This window comes from Metapseudomonas resinovorans DSM 21078 (assembly GCF_000423545.1).
Taxonomy (GTDB): Bacteria; Pseudomonadota; Gammaproteobacteria; order Pseudomonadales; family Pseudomonadaceae; genus Metapseudomonas; species Metapseudomonas resinovorans.
In genome coordinates this window covers 78082-98444 of the sequence record NZ_AUIE01000005.1, presented here as the reverse complement: position 1 = coordinate 98444, position 20363 = coordinate 78082, and the positions used below count along the sequence as shown (strand labels likewise).

The following is a 20363-nucleotide window of genomic DNA, read 5'->3' as shown; positions in this document are numbered from 1 at the left end:
GCACAGCCTTGTTCAGGCCTCTTTCAACCGATAGCCGACGCCCGCTTCGGTAATGATGAAGCGCGGGTTGGCCGGGTCATCGCCGAGCTTCTGGCGCAGGTGCCCCACAACCACGCGCAGGTAATGGGTGTCCTCCACGTGGGTCGGCCCCCAGATGTCCTTGAGCAACTGCTGTTGGGTGACCACCCGGCCGAGGTGGCGAGCCAGTTGGGCGAGCACGGCGTACTCCTTGCGGGTCAGCGACACGTCTTCGTTGTCCAGGGTCACCCGGCGATAGGCGAAGTCCAGCCGCAACGGGCCGCTGGTGACGCTGGCTTCCTGCTGCTCGCCAGGAGCGCCCTGGCGCAGCAGCACCCGCACGCGGGCGAGGAACTCCTGAATACCGAACGGCTTGGTCACGTAGTCATTGGCGCCACCGTCCAGGGCCAGCACCTTCTCGCCCTCGCTGGCGCGCACCGAGAGCACCAGCACCGGCACCTGGGACCACTCGCGCAGCTCGCGCAGCACGTCCTGGCCGTCCATGTCCGGCAGGCCGAGGTCGAGCACCACCATGTCGGGCTTGGCCAATGCCGCCTGGGCCAGCCCTTCGCGGCCATTGGCGCCCTCCAGAACCCGGTAGCCCTGGGCAGCCAGGCTGATGCGCAGGAACTTGCGGATCTGCGCTTCGTCGTCAATGACGAGGATGGTCGGTTGGTTGGTTGTCATGGGGTCCTTCGTTGAATCGGTATCCTGCTGGAGCGCATTTACTGCAATCATTCTTCTTCCAACTGCGGCTGCGGGTGCAGCGGCAGGTGCAGGGTCAGGGTGGCACCGCGACTGTCCAGGCCGTCGCTCACGGTCACGCGGCCGCCGTGGGCGCCGACCATGCCCTGGCAGATGGCCAGGCCCAGGCCCGTACCCTGCCCGCCCCGATCACCCCGTGCGGCGGTATAGAACATGTCGAAGATCCTGTCGCGCTCTTCCGGCGGAATACCCGGCCCCTGGTCGCTGACGGAGAAACGCAGCTCGGTTTCGTCCGCTTCCACCGCAACCCTCAGGCGCCCCTGGCTGGGCGAGAAGCGCGCAGCATTCTCCAGCACATTGACCAGCGCCTGCTCGATCAACGCGGCGTGGACATAAAGCAGCGGTAGTTGCTCCGGCACCCGGGTTTCCACCTGCAACGGCGCCAGTACCGGGCGCAGGCGCTGCAGCGCGCTGGCGACGATGTCCACCGGGGCCACCCAGTCCCGCGCCAGCTTGAGGCCGCCATGGCCGAGGCGGGTCATGTCCAGCAGGTTCTGGATGTAGCGGTCCAGGCGTTCGGCTTCGTCGCGGGTGCCTTCCAGCAACTCGCGGCGGTCCGCCATGGGAATGGCTTCGCCCAGGGCCAGCAGGCTGTCGATGGAGCCGCGCATGGCGGTGAGCGGCGTACGCAGGTCATGGGAAACCGACGCCAGCAATGCACTACGCAACTGTTCGGTTTCGCCGTGCAGGCGCGCGGCCTCCAAGTCTTCGGCCAGCTGGGCACGGGCCAGGGCCTGGGCCAGCGGTTGGCCGAGGGCGGCGATCAGCCGACGCCGGCCCGCCGGAAGCGGCGCTTCGTCGCGCGGGCTGATGCCCAGCAGCACCAATGGCCCTTCCTCGCCCGACAGCGGTAGCCACCACCAGCGCCCGCCCGGCAAGGTGTCGGTCCCCAGGCCCGCCGGTTGATCGTGTTGCCAGGACCATTCCGCCGCTGCCCGCTCCTGGTCAGCCAGCAGGCGTTGAACGCCCGCTTCCACCTTCCAGATGCCGTCGCGGCCTCGGGAAAGCAGGCAAACCTCCACATCCGTCCAGGCGCCAAACTGTTGAATCGCGACATTCAGGACAGCCTGGCGGTCGGTTGCGGCGGTGAGCTTGCGCGACAGGTCGAGCAATGCCGTGGTTTCCGACTGGGTTTCACGCAGGGCATCCAACTGCCGGCGCTGGCGCGAGGCCAGGTTGCCGGTCAGCCCGGCCATCAGCAGGAAGAACAGCAGCGTCAGCACGTCTTCCTGGCGGGCGATGGTCAACGAGAACGTCGGCGGGATGAACAGGAAGTCGTACGCGAGAAAGGACAATCCGGCGCACAGCAGCGCAGGTCCCAGGCTGCTGCGAACCGCAACCAGCAGCACGGCGGCGAGGAACACCAGGGAAATGTTCGGCAGTTCCAGGGAATGGGACACCAACCAGGCCAGGGCGCTGGCGGTGATGGCGGCCAGCACCGCCAGGCCGTAGTCCACCAGACGCGCAGAATCGCTGGCGCGCGGACTGGGTGGGCGACGGTCAGCTTCGGTATCCAGCACGCTGATTTCCAGTCCCTCGCCAAGGTGCAGCAAGCGCTCCGCCAGCCCTCGGCCGAGCAGGCGGCGGCGCAGACGCTGACGGCTGCGGCCGACCAGCAACAGGCTGGCACGGCGCTCGTTGGCGTGCTGGACCAGGGCCTTGGCCACCGATTCGGCACGCAGGGTTACCACCTCGCCGCCCAGGCGTTCTGCCAGTTGCTGAGCTGCTTGCAGACAGGCGCGAGACTCTTCCGAGCGCACTCCGCCTGTGTCCACATGCACCACCGACCAGGGCAGGTGGCGCCGCTCGGCCACCCGGCTGGCATGACGCACCAGGCGCTCGGCCTGATGGTCACCATCAATACCTAGCAGCAGCCGCCCGCGCACAGCCGGTGCTTCCAGGCCACGCTGGCGGTAACGACGATTGAGGTCGGCATCCACCCGTGCAGCGGCAGTCTGCATGGCCAGCTCGCGCAGGGCGGTGAGGTTGGTCTGGGAGAAGAAGGCGTCGATGGCGGCGCGCGCCTGCTCAGGCACGTAGACCTTGCCTTCGCGCAGGCGTTCGAGCAGTTCGCGCGGCGGCAGGTCGACCAGGAGGATTTCGTCAGCCTCCTGCAGGACCCAGTCCGGCAAGGTCTCGCGTACCTGCACGCCGGTGATGTCATGCACCTGGTCGTTGAGCGCTTCCAGGTGCTGGACGTTGACGGTGGTGTAGACGTCGATGCCGGCGTCGAGCAGCTCCTGCACATCCTGCCAGCGCTTGGCGTGACGGCTGCCGGGGGCATTGGTATGGGCCAGCTCGTCCACCAGGGCCAGGCGCGGCGGACGGGCGAGGATGCCGTCCAGGTCCATCTCGGTCAGTTGCATGCCGCGGTAATCGAAACGCCGCAGCGGTTGCTGCGGCAGTCCGGCGAGCATGGCTTCGGTCTCGGCGCGACCATGGGTTTCCACCACGGCGGCGCGCAGGTCGACGCCCTGGCGCAGTTGCGCCTGGGCGGCCTGCAGCATGGCGTAGGTCTTGCCCACGCCAGGTGCGGCGCCGAGGAAGACTTTCAGTCGGCCGCGCCCTCCCTGGGGCATCTCGGCCAGAAGCGCATCGGCGCGCTGCGCATCACTCATCGAGTCATCTCATTCAACGCTGTGTTCAGGGCCAGTACGTTGACCACCGCCGGACCGATCAGGGGCCGCTCGGTGTGTTGTTCCACCAGTCGTTCCAGGGAATCGGCCGGCAGGCTGCGTTCGGCCGAGATGCGCGCAATCTGGAAACGCGCCGCCGACGGCGGCAGGTGCGGATCGAGGCCGCTGCCCGATGTGGTGACCAGGGCCATGGGCACCTTGCCGTGGCCTTCGGTGGCCAGGCGGTGCGCGTCCTTGTTGATGCGCTCGGCCAGGGCCGGGTTGCTCGGCGCCAGGTTGCTGGCGCCGCTGGCTACGGTGGCAAAGCTTGCGGCCGACGGGCGCGGCTGGAACCACTCGGGGCCGTCGAAGTTCTGCGCCAGCAACGAGCTGCCGCGCACCTCGCCCTTGGCGTCATGCACCAGGCTGCCGTTGGCCTGCTCGGGGAAGGCCAGTTGGGCAATGCCGGTAACGGTGAGCGGATAGGCGACGCCGGTGATCAGGGTCATCAGGGCCAGAAGACTTATGGCTGGGCGGAGTTGGCTAAGCATATTCAGTTCCTCGCGGGAAATCTAAGTCTTGCGGGGGTGAGAAACCCTCACCCCCGGCCCCTCTCCCAGAGGGAGAGGGGGCTAGTTCACACCAGTCCCACTGCGTTGAGCAGGACGTCGATCAGCTTGATGCCGACGAAGGGCGCGACGATGCCGCCCAGGCCGTAGATCAGCAGGTTGCGGCGCAGCAGGCTGGCGGCGTCCGCGGCCTGCACCCGCACCCCGCGCAAGGCCAGCGGAATCAGGCCGATGATGATCAGCGCGTTGAACACGATGGCCGAGAGGATGGCGCTTTGCGGGCTGGCCAGCTCCATGATGTTCAGCACACCCAGTTGCGGGTAGATGCCGGCGAACAGCGCCGGGAGGATGGCGAAGTACTTGGCGACGTCGTTGGCCACCGAGAAGGTGGTGAGCGCGCCACGGGTCACCAGCAGTTCCTTGCCCACCTGCACCACGTCGAGCAGCTTGGTGGGGTCGGAATCCAGGTCCACCAGGTTGGCAGCCTCGCGAGCGGCCTGGGTGCCGTCGTTCATGGCCAGACCCACGTCGGCCTGGGCCAGCGCCGGTGCGTCGTTGGCGCCGTCGCCGCACATGGCGACCATCTTGCCTTCGCCCTGCTCCTGGCGGATGCGCGCCAGCTTCTTCTCCGGCGTGGCTTCGGCGATCACGTCGTCCACCCCGGCCTCGGCGGCGATGGCGGCAGCGGTCAGCGGGTTGTCGCCGGTCACCATCACGGTGCGGATGCCCATCTGGCGCAGTTCGGCGAAGCGATCACGGATGCCAGGCTTGACCACGTCCTTGAGGTGGATGGCCCCCAGCAGTTTGCCGTCGGCCGCCACCAGCAGCGGCGTGCCGCCACTCTGGGCGATCTTCTCGATTTCGCGGGCCAGCGGCGCCGGCATGTCCTCGCGAGCCATGCCGACCCAGTCGAGTACCGCATCCACAGCACCCTTGCGGTAGCTGTGGCCAGCCCAGTCGGCGCCGGAGAGACGGGTCTCGGCGGTGAAGGGAATGACGGTAATCTCGTCGCGGGCCGGCTCCTGCATGGCGTGCAGCGCGCGCAGGTATTCGACGATGGACTTGCCTTCCGGCGTCTCGTCGGCGAGCGAAGCCAGCAGCGCGGCGTCGGAGAGTTCTTTGCCGGCCACGCCGGGGGCCTTGATCATCGCGCTGCAACGGCGGTTTCCGAAGGTGATGGTGCCGGTCTTGTCCAACAGCAGCACATGCACGTCACCGGCGGCTTCCACCGCGCGACCGGACTTGGCGATCACGTTCAGGCGCACCAGGCGGTCCATGCCGGCGATGCCGATGGCCGACAGCAGGCCGCCGATGGTAGTGGGGATCAGGGTCACCAGCAGCGCTACCAGATAGACCAGCGGCAGGTCGCCACCGGCATAGCGGGCGAAGGGCTGCAGGGTAGCCACCACCAACAGGAAGATCAGCGTCAGGCCGAGCAGCAGGATGTCCAGCGCCACCTCGTTGGGGGTTTTCTGGCGCTTGGCGCCTTCCACCAGGGCGATCATCCGGTCCAGCGTGGACTCGCCGGGGTTGGCGGTGACTTTCACCAGCAGCCAGTCGGAAACGATGCGGGTGTTGCCGGTGACGGCGGAACGGTCGCCACCGGACTCGCGGATCACCGGCGCCGATTCGCCCGTGATGGCCGCTTCGTTGACCGCAGCGATGCCTTCGATCACTTCACCATCACCGGGGATCAGCTCACCGGCTTCAACCCGCACCACGTCACCACGACGCAGGCTGGCGGCCGGAACGGTCTCGAACTGGCCATTGGCCTTGCGGCGGCGCGCGGTCAGGCCCTGGCTACCGGCACGCAGGCTGTCGGCGCGGGCCTTGCCACGCCCCTCGGCCAAGGCTTCGGCGAAGTTGGCGAAGAGCACGGTGAACCACAGCCAGAGGGCGATCTGCACGGCCAGGCCGGTGCTCACCGCCGGGTTGGGGATGAAGCAAAGAACGGTGGTCAGCACCGCGGTCAGCTCGACCACCAGGATCACCGGCGAACGTACCAGCTGGCGCGGGTCCAGCTTGACGAAGGCCTGGCGCAGCGCCGGTTTCCACAGCGCGGCGAAGGAGGTCTTGGGTTGCTGCTTGGCGCCTTTGAGCGCCTGCATGGGGGCATTCATCATCGATCTCCCTTAGAAGCCCTGGATCAACGCGAGGTGTTCAGCGATCGGCCCAAGGGCCAACGCCGGCAGGAAGGTCAGGCCGCCGACCAGCAGAATGGTCAGGATCAGCAAGGTGACGAACAGCGGACCATGGGTGGGGAAGCTGTTGGCGCCAAGCGGCGCGCGCTTCTTCGCAGCCAGACTGCCGGCGATGGCCAGCACCGGGAGGATGTAGCCGAAGCGGCCGAGAATCATGGCAAGGCCGATCAACACGTTATGGAACGGCGTGTTGGCGCCGAAGCCGGCGAAGGCCGAACCGTTGTTGGCGGTACCCGAGGTGTAGGCATACAGGGCCTGGCTGAAGCCGTGGGCGCCGGGGTTGGTGATGGAAGCCGCCGGGCCCGCCAGGCTGATGGCCAGGCCGCAGAACACCAGCACGCCAACCGGCATCACCAGCAGGGTCGCCACCAGCAGACGCACTTCGCGAGCCTCCAGCTTTTTGCCGAGGTATTCCGGGGTGCGGCCGATCATCAGGCCGGCGAGGAACACGGCGATCAGCACGAACAGCAGCATGCCGTAGAGGCCAGCACCAACGCCGCCAAAGATGATCTCGCCGAGCATCATGTTGAACATCGGGATCATGCCGCCCAGGGCACTGAAGCTGTCATGCATGGCGTTGACCGAACCGTTGGACGCCGCGGTGGTGGTCACGGCCCAGAGCGCCGAAGCGGCGATACCGAGGCGACTTTCCTTGCCTTCCAGCGAACCGCTCTGCTCGATCGGCAGTGCAGCCAGGGCCGGGTTCGGCTGGTATTCGCTGTACAGGGTCACGCCCAGGCCGATGACGAACAGCACCAGCATGCAGGCCAGCAGCGCACGGCTCTGACGCAGGTCCTTGACGTAGTGGCCGAAGGTGAACACCAGGGCCGCCGGGATCAGGATGATGGAAGCCATCTCCAGCAGGTTGCTCCAGGCCGTGGGGTTCTCGAACGGGTGCGCCGAGTTGACGCCGAAGAAGCCGCCACCGTTGGTGCCCAGTTGCTTGATGGCGATCTGGCTGGCGGCAGGCCCCAGCGGGATGCTCTGGTCGGCGCCCTGCAGGGTCACCGCATGGGCGTAGTCGAAGAAGCTTTGCGGAACGCCCTGCCAGACCAGGAACAGCGCCAGCGGCAGGCACAGCGGCAGCAGCACGTAGAGGGTCGCGCGAGTCAGGTCGACCCAGAAGTTGCCGATGCTGTCGGTCGAACGACGGGCAATACCGCGGCAGAACACGACCAGTACGGCCAGGCCGACAGCAGGGCTGACGAAGTTCTGCACGCCCAGGCCGACCATCTGGCTGAAGTAACTCAGGCTGGCTTCACCGCTGTAGGCCTGCCAGTTGGTATTGGTCATGAAGCTGACGGCAGTGTTGAACGCCAGGCTCCACTCCAGGCCCGGCAATTTCTGCGGGTTCAGCGGCAATGCACCTTGCAGCATGAGGATGGAGAACAGAACGACCAGGCTGGCGAGGGAAAAGGCCACCAGGGCCAGTGCGTAGGTCTTCCAGTCCTGCTCACGCTCGGAGTCGACGCCTGAGACCCGGTAGCAGAAACGCTCGACGGGCGAGAAAACCGGGGTCAGGAAGGTGCGTTGTCCCTCCATCACCCGGTAGAAGAAGCGTCCGAGGAAAGGTGCCGGCGCCAGCACTAGCACGAAGAAGGCCAGGATGAGGCCGATGTCCTGAAGTTGCATGTGGCCTCCTAGCCGCGCTCGGCGCGCAGCAGCGCGACCAGCAAATAAATGAAAAGTCCCATGGCCAGAACCAGGGACACCCCGTCGAGAATGCTCATTGCTTGTGCTCCTGAATGCGGTCTATGCCGCCGTGGAGCCATTGTCGGAACGGAGGGCGTAAAGGAACGAGCCCAGAGGGAGCGCGGGGGCATCAAGAAAGCGTAAAGAAGTGGCAAGTTGGCCCCGTTCCGGGGCCAACGATCTTCACTGCCCCTCGCCTGGAGGGAGGCGGGGATTGTTCGTGCCGACTGCTGGGCTAGCGCGGGCGGTCAGGCACGAGCCCCTCTCCGTGGCATGGAGAGGGGCTGGGGGTGAGGGTCACCCCCGAGTCGAAACGTCAGGGCATGACCGGCGGAATGTAGGCCAGCGTCTTGCCCAGGCCCCACAGCAGCACCAGCACCAGCGGGATATGCACCAGCAACTGGACGAAGGAAAAGCCGATCAGGTCGCGCGCCTTCAGGCCCAGCACGCCCAGCAGCGGCAGCATGTAGAAGGGGTTGATGAGGTTCGGCAGCGCCTCGGCGGCGTTGTAGATCTGCACCGACCAGCCCAGGTGGTACTGCAGTTCGTTCGCCACCTGCATCACGTAGGGCGCCTCGATGATCCACTTGCCGCCACCGGACGGGATGAAGAAGCCCAGCACGGCGGAGTACACGCCCATCAGCAGCGCGTAGGTGTCGTGGTTGGCGATCTGCACGAAGAAGGTGGAGATGTGGTGGGCCAGGGTCTGGCCGTCGCTGCCATTGACCGTGGTCATGATCGCAGCGATGGAACCGTACAGCGGAAACTGGATCAGCACGCCCGTGGTGGTGGGCACCGCTCGGGTCACGGCATCGAGGAAGCTGCGCGGACGCCAGTGCAGCAGCGCGCCCGCCATGATGAACAGTAGGTTGTAGGTGTTCAGGCCGGAAATGGCGGTGATCGCCGGCTTGCTGGCGAACTCCTGGGCCAGCCAACCACCGGCCAGCACCACCAGCAGGATGATCAGCAGCGGACTGTGTTCCAGCCATTCGCCCGGGCGGGTCGGTTTGACTTGCTGCGGCGCGGTGAAGCTCGGGTCAACGCCGCAGGACTTGGCATCACGCGCGCTGGCGGCGCTGGGCGCGGTCATGTAGGCGATTACCAGGGACACCACCATCAGCGCCAGCAGCATCACACCCGACTGCCAGAGGAAGATGGTTTCGGTGAAGGGAATCACGCCGGTGATGGCGAGGATCGACGGCGGCAGGCTGGCCGGGTTGGCCTGCAACTGCGCGGCCGACGAAGACAGGCCAAGGGCCCACACGGCGCCCAGCCCCAGGTAGGCGGCGGCACCGGCGGCGCGGTAGTCCATCTTCAGTTCTTCACGGCGGGCCAGGGCACGCACCAGCAGGCCGCCGAACACCAGGGACAGGCCCCAGTTCAGCAGCGACGCCACCATGGAGATCAGCGCTACCCAGCACACGGCCGAGCGTCCGTTCTTCGGCACGCGGGCCAGCAGGTCGATCAGGCGCGAAGCCGGGCCGGAGCTGGCAACCACATAGCCGCCAATGACCACGAAGGCCATCTGCATGGTGAAGGGGATCAGGCTCCAGAATCCGTCGCCAAAGGCTTTGGCGGCCTGGCTGGCCGGCGCGCCCATCGCCAGGGTAGCGACCGTCACCAGCAGAACGGCGACTGCGGCAAAGACCCAGGAATCAGGGAACCAGCGTTCCGCCCAGTTCGAGCAACGCATGGCAAAGCGTGCTGAGCGGCTTTCTTGAAGTTGTGTGGCCATCGGGTACCTCGGGAGTGTTGTTTTTATCGGCAATCGCCCAGCCGCAATGGCGGCCGGGCGCCGGGACAGTGGTCTTGATCGAATCCGAGGGTCTTTGCCCTCTTTCTGTCTGAAACGACGACGCCACGCCCATCAGGGGCATGGTGAGGTCGGGTGCCCGTGACCTTTCGGCCTTGGGCTCGTGCGTGATGGCCTTGCGAGAACCAGGTGGGCCCGGTCCGTTGGAGCTTTCTAGTTATGGGTGAAGCAATCGTAGGGTGGATCGCGCTTCATCGATCCACCCTACATGACCCGCAATGCGGGTCGGGTGTGTTGCGGCTTAGCGTTCGATGGCCAGGGCTACACCTTGGCCGCCGCCGATGCACAGGGTCGCCAGGCCCTTCTTGGCATCGCGCTTGATCATTTCGTGCAGCAGGCTCACCAGCACGCGGCAGCCGGAGGCGCCGATGGGGTGGCCCAGGGCGATGGCGCCGCCGTTGACGTTGACCTTGGTGGCGTCCCAGCCCAGCTCCTGCCCGACGGACAGCGCCTGGGCGGCGAAGGCTTCGTTGGCTTCGATCAGGTCGAGATCAGCCAGGTTCCAGCCGGCCTTTTCCAGGCAGCGACGGGTCGCCGAGACCGGGGCGATGCCCATGATCGCCGGGTCGACGCCGGCGTTGGCGTAGCTGGCGATGCGCGCCAGTACCGGCAGGCCGAGGGCCTTGGCCTTGGTGGCGCTCATCAGCAGCACGGCAGCGGCGCCGTCATTGAGGCTGGAGGCGTTGCCGGCGGTGACGCTGCCGTCTTTCTTGAAGGCCGGCTTGAGCTTGGCCAGGGCTTCGGCGGTGGTGCCGGCGCGCGGCTGCTCGTCCGTGGCGAAGGCAACGGGGTCGCCCTTGCGCTGCGGGATCAGGATCGGAGTGATCTCATCCACGAAACGCCCGCCTTCGATGGCGGCCACGGCCTTCTGCTGCGAGGCGGCGGCGAAGGCGTCCTGGGCTTCACGGCTGATGCCGTACTTCTCCACCAGGTTCTCGGCGGTGATGCCCATGTGGTAGTCGTTGAAGGCATCCCACAGGCCGTCCTGGATCATGGTGTCGACCAGCTTGGCGTGGCCCATGCGCAGGCCGGTGCGGGCGCCCGGCATCACGTACGGCGCCAGGCTCATGTTCTCCTGGCCGCCGGCGATGATCACCTCGGCGTCGCCGCAGCGAATGGCCTGGGCCGCCAGGTGCAGGGCCTTGAGGCCGGAGCCGCAGACCTTGTTCAGGGTCATGGCCGGTACCGCGTGCGGCAGGCCGGCGAGGATCGCCGCCTGGCGGGCTGGGTTCTGGCCGGAGCCTGCGGTGAGCACCTGGCCGAGGATGACTTCATCCACTTCAGCGCCGTCGAGGCTGGTCTGGGCCAGCAACTGGCGGATCACTGCGGCACCCAGTTCCGGGGCGGGAATGTTCGCCAGGGCACCCTGGAAGCTGCCGATGGCGGTGCGGGTGGCGGCGACGATAACGACATCTTGCATGTTTGGAACTCCTGCACCACATGGGGCGGCTCTCGATTGATGGGTATCGCTCCGCTCCACCCATCCTACGAACTACAAAACGAAAAGACCGCGCCGGAGGACGCCATGCGTGGTGGCCTCCTCCAGAGCGGTAGAGCAATCAAAAGGTCATTTCAACCACGTCGTCGGGGACGATCAGGCGGCCGGCGGTTTTCTCGGCGATTTCGGCGATGCTCACGCCCGGCGCGGTTTCGCGCAGGATGAAGGCGCCGTTCTCGATCTCCAGGTAGGCCAGGTCGGTCAGCACCTTGCGGATGCAGCCGGCGCCGGTCAGCGGCAGCTCACAGCGTTCCAACAGCTTGGACTCACCGTCCTTGGAGGCGTGGGTCATGGTGACGATGATGTTGTCGGCACCGGCGACCAGGTCCATGGCGCCACCCATGCCCTTGACCAGCTTGCCGGGGATCATCCAGGACGCGATGTTGCCGTGGACGTCCACCTCGAAGGCGCCGAGCACGGTCAAGTCGACGTGGCCGCCGCGGATCATCGCGAACGACTCGGCCGAGGAGAAAATGGACGCGCCCTTGACCGCGGTGACGGTCTGCTTGCCGGCGTTGATCATGTCGGCATCGACTTCATTTTCAGTGGGGAAGGCGCCCATGCCCAGCAGGCCGTTCTCGGACTGCAGCATCACTTCCATGCCTTCGGGTACGTAGTTGGCCACCAGGGTCGGGATGCCGATGCCCAGGTTGACGTAGTAGCCATCTTTCAGTTCGCGGGCCACACGCTGGGCCATTTGTTCGCGGGTCAGTGCCATGTCGGTTTCCTCGAATTCTTCTTGTCGTGGTCAGGAGCGAACGGTGCGCTTTTCGATGCGCTTCTCGAAGCTGCCAAGAATCACACGATCAACGTAGATGCCCGGGGTGTGGATCTGGGTCGGGTCCAGTTCGCCCGGCGCGACGATCTCTTCGACTTCGACCACGGTGATGCGGCCGGCAGTGGCCACCACCGGGTTGAAGTTCTGCGCGGTGTGGCGGTAGATCACGTTGCCGTAGTAGTCGGCCTTCCAGCCCTTGACGATGGCGAAGTCACCGGTAATGGAAGGTTCGAGGATGTGAGGACGGCCGTTGAACTCGCGCACTTCCTTGCCTTCGGCAACCGGGGTGCCGTAGCCGGTGGCGGTGAAGAAGGCCGGGATGCCGGCACCACCTGCGCGCAGTTTCTCGGCCAGGGTGCCTTGCGGGGTGAGTTCGACTTCCAGCTCGCCGCTCAGCAGTTGCTTCTCGAACAGGGCGTTCTCACCCACGTAGGAGGCAACCATCTTGCGGATCTGGCGGTCTTCCAGCAGCACGCCGAGGCCGAAACCATCGACGCCACAGTTGTTGGAAACCACGGTGAGGCCCGTGACGCCACGGCGGCGGATCTCGGCGATCAGGTTCTCGGGGATGCCACAAAGGCCGAAACCACCGGCCAGGACGGTCATGTTGTCTGTCAGCCCGTCCAGGGCTTCCTCGTAGCTGCTTACTCGCTTGTCGAGTCCACTCATGCTCATGTGCCTCTTGTCTTTATTGGTCGCGGCGCAGTGCCGCCGGTGAGTGGGTCAGAGCTTCTCCCGCACAGACTGATTTGTTAAGTTTGTTTTTCCTAACAATTCATAAGCAAACCAAATCAATGACCATCAAGCAGTTGCGCGCCTTCCTCGCTGTAGCCCAGAGCCTGAGCTTCGCCCAGGCCTGCGAACGGCTGCACCTGTCCCAACCGGCGCTGAGCCTGTCGATCAAGAACCTGGAAGACTCCCTCGGCGGCCAGTTGCTGGTGCGCACGACACGCAGCGTCGCCCTGACGCCCGAAGGGGAAACCCTTTTGCCCATCGCCCGACGCCTGCTGGCGGACTGGGACAATGCCGAGGAGTTGCTGCGCCAGCACTTCACCTTGCAGTTGGGCAAGGTCTCCATCGCCGCCATGCCCTCCTTCGCCGGCAACCTGCTGCCGGCCGCGCTCAAGGCCTTCCGCGACCAACACCCGAAGGTCAACGTGGCGGTGCATGACGTGATCAACGAGCAGGTGCTGGAGATGGTGCGCAACCGCCGGGTGGAACTGGGCATCGCCTTCGAGCCCGAATCCCTCGACGGGCTCGACTTCACGCCCTTCTACACCGACCGCTTCGTCGCCGTGGTGCCCGCCGATTGCGAACTGGCCCAGCGCGCCGAGGTGGGCTGGGCAGAGCTGCTGCAGGGCAACTTCATCACCCTGCAACGCCCATCCGCAGTGCGGCTGATGCTGGAAGAGGTACTTGCCCCGCAGCACGGCCGCCTGCCGGTCGCCTTCGAGAGCCACCAACTGGTGACCGTGGGCCGGATGGTGGCCCAGGGGTTGGGCGTCAGCGCCGTGCCCAGCCTGTGCATCCAGCAGATGGAAGAGCTGGGTGCCCACTGCATCGCCCTGCACAGCCCCCAGGTGGAGCGCCGCGTGGGCCTGCTGCGGTTGGCCGAGCACACGCTTTCCACCGCCGCCCAGGCACTCAGCGATGTGCTCCTGCACACCCCCGACTGGAACCGCCTCGACCTGCCCCGGCCTTGAGCCAGGGCCTATGCTGATAGCAGTCGGACGACTCAAGACTCGCAAGATGAGGATGCGCAGATGGACCAGCCACTGTGGACCCCCAGCCCAGTGCGGATCGCCGCCACCCGCATGGATGCCTTCCGCCGCCAGGTCAGCCGGCAACAGGGGCTGGACCTGCCCGACTACCCTGCCCTGCATGCCTGGAGCCTGGATCGCCGCGAGGCCTTCTGGCAGGCGATCGTCGAGTTCTTCGACATCCGCTTCAGCACGCAGCCCAGCGCCGTTCTGGAGGAAGGCGGCGCGATGCCCAATGCCCGCTGGTTCCCCGGCGCCACGCTGAATTTCGCCGAACACCTGCTGCGCCGTCGCGACGGACATCCTGCCCTGGTGGCCATCGGCGAAGACGGCAGCCGCGTACAGCTGACCTACGCCGAACTGGCCGCCCATGTCGCCGGCCTGCAACAGAGCCTGAAAGCCATGGGCGTAAGAGCCGGCGACCGGGTGGCGGCCTTCATGCCCAACACCTGGCAGACCGTCGTCGGCATGCTCGCCGCCACCAGCCTGGGCGCCACCTGGTCATCCTGCTCGCCGGACTTCGGCACCCAGGGCGTGATCGACCGTTTCGGCCAGATCGAGCCCAAGGTGCTGATCGCCGCTGCCGGCTACCGCTACGCCGGCAAGAATCTGGATCTGACGGCCAAGCTCAATGAAATCCTCGAGCGCATGCCCTGGCTGGAACAGTTGCTGGTGGTGCCCTACTCCCAGGCCGAAGCGCGGCCGGAGGACTTCACCACCCGTGCCCGGGTGGCCTTGTGGAACGACGTCTACCCGCCCGGCGGCGAGCCGGTGTTCGTCCCGGTGCCCTTCGACCACCCGCTGTACATCCTCTACTCCAGCGGCACCACCGGCGTGCCCAAATGCATCATCCACGGGGTGGGCGGCACCTTGCTGCAGCACGTCAAGGAACACGGCCTGCATTGCGACCTGTCGGCCTCGGACACCCTGTTCTACTTCACTACATGCGGCTGGATGATGTGGAACTGGCTGGTTTCCGGACTCGCCCTCGGCGCCACGCTGGTGCTCTACGACGGCTCGCCCTTCCACCCCGGCCCCGAGCGCCTGATGGACCTGATCGATGCCGAGGGCATCAGCATCTTCGGCACCAGCGCCAAGTACCTCGCCGCCCTGGAGAAGGCCGGCGCCAGGCCGCGTCAGAGCCATCGCCTGGAACGCTTGAAGGCGCTGCTTTCCACCGGCTCACCGCTGTCCCACGAGAGCTTCGAGTACGTGTACCGCGACATCAAGGGCGAGCTGTGCCTGTCCTCGATATCCGGCGGCACGGACATCGTGTCCTGCTTCGCCCTGGGCAATCCGGTGCTGCCCGTCTGGCGCGGCGAGCTGCAGTGCAAGGGCCTGGGCATGGACGTGCAGGTGTGGAACGAGGACGGCAAGCGGGTGTTCGGCGAGAAGGGTGAGCTGGTGTGCGCCCGGCACTTCCCGTCGATGCCGGTGGGCTTCTGGAACGATCCGGACGGGGCGAAGTTCAAGGCGGCCTACTTCGACACCTTCCCCGGCGTCTGGGCCCATGGCGACTACGCCGAGGAAACCCCGCACGGCGGCCTGGTGATCCACGGCCGCTCCGACGCGGTGCTCAACCCCGGCGGCGTGCGCATCGGCACCGCCGAAATCTATCGCCAGGTGGAAAAGGTGGAAGAGGTGCTGGAGTCCATCGCCATCGGCCAGGACTGGCAAGGCGATGTGCGGGTGGTGCTGTTCGTTCGCTTGCGTGACGGCGTGGTGCTGGACGACGCCCTGCGCGAGCGTATCCGCCAGGTGATCCGCGCCAACACCACGCCACGCCACGTGCCGGCGAAGATCATCGCCGTAGCCGACATTCCCCGCACCCTGAGCGGCAAGATCGTCGAACTGGCGGTACGCAACGTGGTGCACGGCCGGCCGGTGAAGAACACCGACGCCCTGGCCAATCCGCAGGCGCTGGAACTGTTCCGGGACCTGCCGGAACTTTTAGAGGCGAATTCATTTGCCAACCGAACCGAAGGTTCGGCCTGAACCCCTGCGGGGCGGCTTCGCCGCCCTTGGCGAATGAATTCGCCCCCACAGGAATCCTGCCTAGAGGTAGGGCCTGATCACACCCAGGGCCCGTTCCATGTACGCCTCCTTCTCCCCCACCGGCGCCACGTAGTGCAGTGCCGTGGCGCAGGCATCCTCGCCGGCCAATTTGGCGATCACCCAGGCCGCCAGGTACGGCGCGGACAGGCAGCCGCCGGCGGTGGCCAGGTTGCCATTGGCGAAGAACGGTTGATCGAGCACCTGGACGCCAGCCTCGATCACCCAGGGTTTGGTGGTGAGGTCGGTGCAGGCCGGCAGGTTACCGAGCAGGCCAAGCCTGGCCATCAGCAGGGCGCCGGAGCATTGCGAGCCGATCAGTTGGCGCTGCGGGTCCAGGCGCAGGCGATCGAGGATGCTGCGGTCCTTGGCGATTTCACGCGTCTGGATGCCGCTGCCGAACAGCACGACGTCCGCCGTGTTGGCCGCCTCCAGGGGCTGCTGGGCCTGCACCCGCACGCCGTTCATCGATGTCACCCATTCGCTGGGTGCAGTGATCTCCGCCTTCCAACCCTCCCCGCGCATGCGGTTGAGCAGGCCGGAGGCCACGAAGGAGTCCAGCTCGTTGAAGCCTTCGAACGTCAGTACAGCGATACGCATCACGACCTCCCGGATCGGTTGGGGCATGCAGCGAATCTATGCGGGCCGGGGAGCGGTCGCTATGTACAGACAAAATTAAATTTGGCCATACAGGCGTGTCGGGGCGAACTCATTCGCCAACCGGACCGAAGGTTCGGCCGGTAAGCCCCGAGGGGCAGCTCCGCTGCCCTTGGCGATTGAAATCGCCCCTACAAGGAAGAGGCTTAGCGAGGCCCCGGCTCCTCCGGCCCGTCCTCTTCCAGCTCTTCCAGCTTCAGCTCCAGGCCCCAGCTGGCGGCATCCTCGGTGCGGGCCGGCGCAGCGGCAGGTGCAGGGGCGGCCGCTGCCGGTGCCGGCGCTGCTGCCGGGCCGTCGCGGTACAACTTGAGTTTCAGGCGCAGGTTGTTGGCCGAGTCGGCGTTCTTGATCGCTTCGTCTTCGGGAATGGCGCCCTCCACCACCAGGTCGAACAGCGCCTGGTCGAAGGTCTGCATGCCCAGGCCGCGGGACTTTTCCATGATCTCCTTGATGGAGTGGAATTCACCGCGCTTGATCAGGTCGCTGATGGTCGAGGTGCCCAGCAGCACTTCCACTGCCGCCCGGCGCTTGCCGTCCTGGGTGCGCACCAGGCGCTGGGAGACGAACGCCTTGAGGTTGTTGCCCAGGTCGTTGAGCAGCTGCGGACGGCGCTCTTCGGGGAAGAAGTTGATGATGCGGTCCAGCGCCTGGTTGGCGTTGTTGGCGTGCAGGGTGGAAATGGCCAGGTGACCGGTGTCGGCGAAGGCCAAGGCGTGCTCCATGGTCTCGCGGTCGCGGATCTCGCCGATCAGGATCACGTCCGGCGCCTGGCGCAGGGTGTTCTTCAGCGCGGCGTGGAAACTGCGGGTGTCCACGCCCACCTCGCGCTGGTTGATGATCGACTTCTTGTGCCGGTGCACGTACTCCACCGGGTCTTCGATGGTGATGATGTGGCCGCCGGTGTTGCGATTGCGGTAGTCGATCAAGGCCGCCAGGGAGGTGGACTTGCCGGACCCCGTACCGCCGACGAAGAGCACCAGGCCGCGCTTTTCCATCACCATTTTCAACAGCACTTCGGGCAGCTTGAGGTCTTCGAAACGCGGGATGTCCAGCTTGATGTTCCGCGCAACGATGGAGACTTCGTTGCGCTGGCGGAAGATGTTGATACGGAAACGGCCAATGTTCGGCAGCGAGATGGCCAGGTTCATTTCCAGCTCGCGGTCGAACTCGGCGCGCTGCTCGGGATCCATGATGGATTCGGCAATCTTCGCCACGTCGCCGGCTTTCAGCGGCTCATTGCTGAGCGGTCGGAGCAGGCCGTTGAACTTGGCACAGGGCGGCGCGCCCGTGGACAGGTAGAGGTCGGAACCATCCTGGCTGGCCAGGATTTTCAGCATCGATGAGAGGTCCATGGGTGTGCGCGTCCGGTCAGGTGTGAAGGCATCCGCGTGGCGGATCACAGGTCAGCAACTGTATGGCGGCGGCCCGTGCTGGCACAATGAACCGCTCCACACTCCAAGAGGAAATCCCATGGCCAAGGCCCTTGCCCGCCATATTCTGGTCAAGACCGAGGCGGAAGCCGAGCAACTGAAGAAGCGCCTGGATAAAGGCGAAGACTTCGCGACCCTGGCCAAGAAGCATTCCATTTGCCCGTCCGCCAAGCGCGGCGGCGACCTGGGCGAAGTCCGCCCCGGCCAGATGGTGCGGGTGATCGATCAGGTGATTTTCAAGAAACCCGTGCGGGTGATCCACGGCCCGGTGAAAAGCCAGTTCGGCTATCACCTGGTGCAGGTGTTCTTCAGGGAATGAGGGCATTGCGGGGAGATGGGCACCGTCCGTGGCGCAGTGCCCATTCTAGGGAGCGGATGTGACGCTCCTGTTACCGTCTCACTGCAAGGTTTCGCGAGCGCAGGAACGCGAGATATCGGTCAGGACCGTCAGCTCTTCATCGGTAGGTTTACGACCTTCGGTGACCCCCACCAACTGCTGGGAGGTGAACGCCTCCTGCATCATGCCGTTGGAGCACTTGCAGTAGGCGGCGGCCTTGTCCGGCGGAACCTGCCGCGCCGCGCTGATAACGCACTCCTGGGTGAACTTCTCCCCGCCACCCTGCGGCCACTCCCCCGCCACTGCCGCGACTGCGCAGGCCTGCAAGGCCAGTACAGCGAAAAACCGAGTCTTCTTCACGTGCAATCTCCTGCTGGTCCTGAAGGCGCATTCTTGCCGCAGCGGGCACCTGGCAGGCAATAGCTGAAAACGACAGGGCGCGACTTCACTCTTCCGTGGACGCTGGCTGCTCCCGTCCTGGCAACCAGTGCGGGGCGTCCACACGCTCCTGCAATCGGACTGCAAACGCCAGCGCCGAGGCCCGATCACGGAACGGCACCTTCATACCGAGGGCTTCTACCTGCCACTCTTCCCTGCCGCCACGGTTGACCTGCTGGATCGCGATTTCCATGGACTGCTCCGCTGAACCCGGTGGGACCACGGCAGGAGCGGCAGGCAGAAAAAAGGCCAACTGATGAGGTTGGCCTGCACCGCGAAGGTGTGGGGATGCGCTGCCGCATCGAATATGCCGTGGAAGCCGAGTCAGGCTAACGCCGGAAGTTGACACTTTTGCGACAGACCTGTGACCGAAGCCACCGCCCCGGTCACCTCGCGCACCTCAATCCGCGATCGGCAGCGGCGCGGCCGGGTCGACCAGTCCGGCGCTGCGCAGTTCGCGCCAGAAATCCGCCGGCACCACTTCGTTCAGCGCGGCGCGGTCTTCGGCGATGCGGCCGGGCTTGCTCGCCCCCGGGATGACCGCGGCCACCGCCGGATTGGCCAGGGCGAACTGGAGCCCTGCGGCCTTCATGCTGATGCCATAGCGATCGGCGATGGCCTTGATCCGGGCGACCTTGGCGAGTATCTCGGGCGTGGCCGGTGCGTATTCGAAGTTGGGGCCGCCGACGAGCGCGCCGGAGCTGTAGGGGCCGCCAACGACTATGCCCAGGCCGCGCGCCGCAACCTGTGGCATCACCCGCTGCAAGGCGCGCTCATGGTCGAGCAGCGTGTAGCGGCCCGCGAGCAGAAAGCCGTCCGGGCGCGGTTCGTCGAGGGCGAGCAGCAGTTCAATGGGCTCCACCCGGTTGACGCCCAGGCCCCAGGCCTTGATCACACCTTCATCGCGCAGGCGGTCGAGAGCCCTGAAAGCACCCTTGCGCGCGCTTTCGAATACGCTGAGCCATTCGTCGCCGTAGAAGTCCTGCGCCACGTCATGGACCCAAACGATCTCGATGTGATCGGTCCGCAGCCGCTTGAGGCTGTCTTCGATGGAGCGCAGGGTGGCGGCTTCGGAATAGTCATTGACGATCCGGTTCGGGCGGCCGTAGCGGAAGACATCACCCTTTTCGCCGAGGTCGCGGGCATTCACATCCTCGACTTCGTCGAGAATCAGGCGGCCGACCTTGGTGCTGATGACGTAGTCTTCGCGACGCCTTCCGGCGAGCGCCTCGCCCATGCGGATTTCCGCCAGCCCCGCACCGTAGAACGGCGCATTGTCGAAGTAACGGATGCCGTCGTTCCACGCGGCGTCCACTGTCGCCCGTGCTTCCTCCTCGGGAATGTCGCGGAACATGTTGCCCAGCGGGGCGGTACCGAAGCCCAGTTGGCCGGGAAGAATATCTTTGAGCGCCATGGTGTTCTCCTTTTTGCGAAAGGAGGCGAAGGCCACGCCTTCGCCCTGGGTTTTCAATGAATGTGCCTATTCGGCGGTCGTCGGCACCGGGAACCCGGGCAGCGGATCAGGCGTGACAACACCTTGTGTCCAGCCTAGCGCTCCAGCATTCGGTCAAGGCTGGCGAGGATGAACGGGATCTTCGACAGGCTCGGCTCCTTGACTGCGGGTTGACCAAAGCATGCGTGCGCCTCACACATTCATCCAATTTATTTGCCGTATTTCAGATATTCACCAAGGCATATAACTGGATACGCGACGACGAGCGACCGGATCGATGGCGAAGA

General features: G+C 65.7%; 18 protein-coding genes. 3 read left to right on the top strand and 15 right to left on the bottom strand.

Annotation, left to right across the window (positions count from 1 at the left end; all coding sequences use genetic code 11):
* Positions 1–12: 12 nt before the first annotated feature.
* The 10 genes from G559_RS0105035 to G559_RS0104990 form a co-directional block, all read right to left on the bottom strand.
* Positions 13–705: a response regulator gene (locus tag G559_RS0105035; RefSeq protein WP_028627198.1), complete on the bottom strand. Its 693-nt coding sequence runs from the start codon at positions 703–705 to the stop codon at positions 13–15.
* Between the two features lie 47 nt (positions 706–752).
* Positions 753–3401 carry a sensor histidine kinase gene (locus tag G559_RS0105030; protein WP_028627197.1) on the bottom strand — a complete coding sequence of 883 codons (2649 nt, stop codon included), beginning with the start codon at positions 3399–3401 and terminating at the stop codon, positions 753–755.
* A complete protein-coding gene (gene kdpC / locus G559_RS0105025) occupies positions 3398–3949 on the bottom strand; it encodes a potassium-transporting ATPase subunit KdpC (RefSeq protein WP_028627196.1) in 552 nt (183 codons plus the stop codon). The genes G559_RS0105030 and kdpC overlap by 4 nt, the downstream gene beginning before the upstream one ends.
* A gap of 86 nt (positions 3950–4035) precedes the next feature.
* Entirely contained in the window at positions 4036–6087 is a 2052-nt protein-coding gene (gene kdpB / locus G559_RS0105020; RefSeq protein ID WP_028627195.1) for a potassium-transporting ATPase subunit KdpB, read from the bottom strand.
* A gap of 12 nt (positions 6088–6099) precedes the next feature.
* Complete coding sequence (kdpA, locus tag G559_RS0105015) at positions 6100–7800, bottom strand: potassium-transporting ATPase subunit KdpA (protein WP_028627194.1); 1701 nt, start codon at positions 7798–7800, stop codon at positions 6100–6102.
* Positions 7801–7808: 8 nt separating this feature from the next.
* Positions 7809–7898 (bottom strand): K(+)-transporting ATPase subunit F, encoded by a 90-nt coding sequence (kdpF, locus tag G559_RS28490; RefSeq protein ID WP_036996920.1) that lies wholly within the window; start codon positions 7896–7898, stop codon positions 7809–7811.
* Between the two features lie 278 nt (positions 7899–8176).
* Positions 8177–9595, bottom strand: a complete 1419-nt coding sequence (locus G559_RS0105005) for a short-chain fatty acid transporter (RefSeq protein WP_028627193.1) — start codon at positions 9593–9595, stop codon at positions 8177–8179.
* A 319-nt stretch (positions 9596–9914) separates the two neighbouring features.
* On the bottom strand, positions 9915–11093 hold the full coding sequence (locus G559_RS0105000; RefSeq protein WP_028627192.1) for an acetyl-CoA C-acetyltransferase: 1179 nt from the start codon (positions 11091–11093) through the stop codon (positions 9915–9917).
* A 139-nt stretch (positions 11094–11232) separates the two neighbouring features.
* Positions 11233–11889, bottom strand: a complete 657-nt coding sequence (locus G559_RS0104995) for a CoA transferase subunit B (protein WP_028627191.1) — start codon at positions 11887–11889, stop codon at positions 11233–11235.
* A 30-nt stretch (positions 11890–11919) separates the two neighbouring features.
* A complete protein-coding gene (locus G559_RS0104990) occupies positions 11920–12618 on the bottom strand; it encodes a CoA transferase subunit A (protein WP_028627190.1) in 699 nt (232 codons plus the stop codon).
* Positions 12619–12743: 125 nt separating this feature from the next.
* On the opposite strand from G559_RS0104990, the gene G559_RS0104985 reads away from it, so the two are divergent.
* Positions 12744–13652 (top strand): LysR family transcriptional regulator, encoded by a 909-nt coding sequence (locus G559_RS0104985; protein ID WP_028627189.1) that lies wholly within the window; start codon positions 12744–12746, stop codon positions 13650–13652.
* A 60-nt stretch (positions 13653–13712) separates the two neighbouring features.
* Positions 13713–15704 (top strand): acetoacetate--CoA ligase, encoded by a 1992-nt coding sequence (locus G559_RS28485; RefSeq protein ID WP_051246418.1) that lies wholly within the window; start codon positions 13713–13715, stop codon positions 15702–15704.
* 60 nt (positions 15705–15764) lie between these two features.
* Here G559_RS28485 and G559_RS0104975 read toward each other — a convergent pair whose 3' ends face one another.
* Both G559_RS0104975 and G559_RS0104970 read right to left on the bottom strand, forming a co-directional pair.
* Entirely contained in the window at positions 15765–16361 is a 597-nt protein-coding gene (locus G559_RS0104975; protein ID WP_028627188.1) for a DJ-1/PfpI family protein, read from the bottom strand.
* 203 nt (positions 16362–16564) lie between these two features.
* Positions 16565–17770: a PilT/PilU family type 4a pilus ATPase gene (locus tag G559_RS0104970; RefSeq protein WP_028627187.1), complete on the bottom strand. Its 1206-nt coding sequence runs from the start codon at positions 17768–17770 to the stop codon at positions 16565–16567.
* Between the two features lie 118 nt (positions 17771–17888).
* Between G559_RS0104970 and G559_RS0104965 the strand changes: the two genes are divergently transcribed.
* Positions 17889–18167 (top strand): peptidylprolyl isomerase, encoded by a 279-nt coding sequence (locus G559_RS0104965; protein WP_028627186.1) that lies wholly within the window; start codon positions 17889–17891, stop codon positions 18165–18167.
* Positions 18168–18245: 78 nt separating this feature from the next.
* Here G559_RS0104965 and G559_RS0104960 read toward each other — a convergent pair whose 3' ends face one another.
* From G559_RS0104960 to G559_RS0104950, 3 genes are all read right to left on the bottom strand, one after another.
* On the bottom strand, positions 18246–18545 hold the full coding sequence (locus G559_RS0104960; RefSeq protein WP_028627185.1) for a hypothetical protein: 300 nt from the start codon (positions 18543–18545) through the stop codon (positions 18246–18248).
* Positions 18546–18630: 85 nt separating this feature from the next.
* Positions 18631–18816: a hypothetical protein gene (locus G559_RS0104955; RefSeq protein WP_028627184.1), complete on the bottom strand. Its 186-nt coding sequence runs from the start codon at positions 18814–18816 to the stop codon at positions 18631–18633.
* 207 nt (positions 18817–19023) lie between these two features.
* Complete coding sequence (locus G559_RS0104950) at positions 19024–20037, bottom strand: aldo/keto reductase (protein WP_028627183.1); 1014 nt, start codon at positions 20035–20037, stop codon at positions 19024–19026.
* Positions 20038–20363 lie beyond the last annotated feature (326 nt).

Bases quoted from the DNA above. Each gene is read 5' to 3' on its own strand.
- G559_RS0105035 (WP_028627198.1), bottom strand. From the start codon at position 705: ATGACAACCAACCAACCGACCATCCTCGTCATTGACGACGAAGCGCAG.
- G559_RS0105030 (WP_028627197.1), bottom strand. From the start codon at position 3,401: ATGAGTGATGCGCAGCGCGCCGATGCGCTTCTGGCCGAGATGCCCCAG.
- kdpC (WP_028627196.1), bottom strand. From the start codon at position 3,949: ATGCTTAGCCAACTCCGCCCAGCCATAAGTCTTCTGGCCCTGATGACC.
- kdpB (WP_028627195.1), bottom strand. From the start codon at position 6,087: ATGAATGCCCCCATGCAGGCGCTCAAAGGCGCCAAGCAGCAACCCAAG.
- kdpA (WP_028627194.1), bottom strand. From the start codon at position 7,800: ATGCAACTTCAGGACATCGGCCTCATCCTGGCCTTCTTCGTGCTAGTG.
- kdpF (WP_036996920.1), bottom strand. From the start codon at position 7,898: ATGAGCATTCTCGACGGGGTGTCCCTGGTTCTGGCCATGGGACTTTTC.
- G559_RS0105005 (WP_028627193.1), bottom strand. From the start codon at position 9,595: ATGGCCACACAACTTCAAGAAAGCCGCTCAGCACGCTTTGCCATGCGT.
- G559_RS0105000 (WP_028627192.1), bottom strand. From the start codon at position 11,093: ATGCAAGATGTCGTTATCGTCGCCGCCACCCGCACCGCCATCGGCAGC.
- G559_RS0104995 (WP_028627191.1), bottom strand. From the start codon at position 11,889: ATGGCACTGACCCGCGAACAAATGGCCCAGCGTGTGGCCCGCGAACTG.
- G559_RS0104990 (WP_028627190.1), bottom strand. From the start codon at position 12,618: ATGAGTGGACTCGACAAGCGAGTAAGCAGCTACGAGGAAGCCCTGGAC.
- G559_RS0104985 (WP_028627189.1), top strand. From the start codon at position 12,744: ATGACCATCAAGCAGTTGCGCGCCTTCCTCGCTGTAGCCCAGAGCCTG.
- G559_RS28485 (WP_051246418.1), top strand. From the start codon at position 13,713: ATGGACCAGCCACTGTGGACCCCCAGCCCAGTGCGGATCGCCGCCACC.
- G559_RS0104975 (WP_028627188.1), bottom strand. From the start codon at position 16,361: ATGCGTATCGCTGTACTGACGTTCGAAGGCTTCAACGAGCTGGACTCC.
- G559_RS0104970 (WP_028627187.1), bottom strand. From the start codon at position 17,770: ATGGACCTCTCATCGATGCTGAAAATCCTGGCCAGCCAGGATGGTTCC.
- G559_RS0104965 (WP_028627186.1), top strand. From the start codon at position 17,889: ATGGCCAAGGCCCTTGCCCGCCATATTCTGGTCAAGACCGAGGCGGAA.
- G559_RS0104955 (WP_028627184.1), bottom strand. From the start codon at position 18,816: ATGGAAATCGCGATCCAGCAGGTCAACCGTGGCGGCAGGGAAGAGTGG.
- G559_RS0104950 (WP_028627183.1), bottom strand. From the start codon at position 20,037: ATGGCGCTCAAAGATATTCTTCCCGGCCAACTGGGCTTCGGTACCGCC.